Genomic DNA, 912 nt, shown 5'->3' with positions numbered 1-912 from the left:
GCGGTAAAGGCAGCAGCGATTTCCTTGTAATAGGCGTCCTGGCCGGGCATCGCGTGAAGGAGCTCGAGTTCGACCGGTTCATCGGGTTCGAAGGGCGTTGTGCCCGCAGCAAGCGATTCGCGCGTGAAGGCGGGAAGCCCCGCTGCCGCTGCGAGTGCAGCGAGTTGAAGAAAGCGGCGCCGTTGAAGCATGGATGTCGTCATTAGAAACCTCTTAGGTCGTTTGGTTTTGGGATAAATTTCGGTTTAATCGAGGCGCTGCACAATCGGCGCCCTGTGTTCGATAAAAGGCTGCTATTTCACGCCGCTTTGGGTTACGGCGGCCATGAAATCGCGTTGCATGAATGTGAAGAAGGCGAGAACCGGCAGCACCATCAGTACGGCTGCGGCCATGAGTGCGCCAAAGTTCGTGCCGGTCTCGGGGTCGGAAAACTGTGCCATGCCGAGCGGCGGGGTCACGAGTTCCGGACTCGTCACGACGATGAGCGGCCAGTAAAGGTCGTTCCAGTGCGCAACGAAGGAGAAGACCGCAAAGGCCGCGATCTGCGGGCGCACACTCGGAACAGCAATCCGCCAGAGGATCTCCCATTCCTTCATGCCGTCCATTCGGGCAGCCAGCACGATGTCTTCGGGAAAGGTCATAAAGGCCTGACGGAAAAGAAAGATCGCGAAGACCGAAAGGAAGAAGGGGAACATGAGTGCGAAGAACGTGTCGAGCAGATTGAATTCGGCAAGTCCCATGAAGAGCGGAATTGCAGGTGCCTGGATCGGCACGGCGAGGCCCAGAAGCACGATCACGAAGAAGAGACGCTTGCCCCGGAAGTCATAGCGTGCGAGAGCCCAGGCGGCGGGGAGCGCGACCAGAAGCTGAACGATGAGCACGCCGAAGCAAACTGTTAGACCGTTTTTCATG

Annotated in this window: 1 protein-coding gene and 1 pseudogene; both read right to left on the bottom strand. The window is 58.1% G+C overall.

Annotation, left to right across the window (positions count from 1 at the left end):
* Nucleotides 1-203, bottom strand: a pseudogene (locus tag H6A60_RS11835) (hypothetical protein); the annotation flags it as partial.
* A 90-nt stretch (nucleotides 204-293) separates the two neighbouring features.
* Nucleotides 294-912, bottom strand: a 619-nt coding sequence (locus H6A60_RS11830) for a carbohydrate ABC transporter permease (protein WP_205104875.1), incomplete at its 5' end; no start/stop codon positions are given.

Source organism: Sutterella massiliensis (assembly GCF_016899755.1).
In the GTDB taxonomy this organism is placed as follows: domain Bacteria; phylum Pseudomonadota; class Gammaproteobacteria; order Burkholderiales; family Burkholderiaceae_F; genus Sutterella; species Sutterella massiliensis.
The sequence above is the reverse complement of the archived record's forward strand: the minus strand, read 5'-3'. Positions and strand labels throughout refer to the sequence as shown.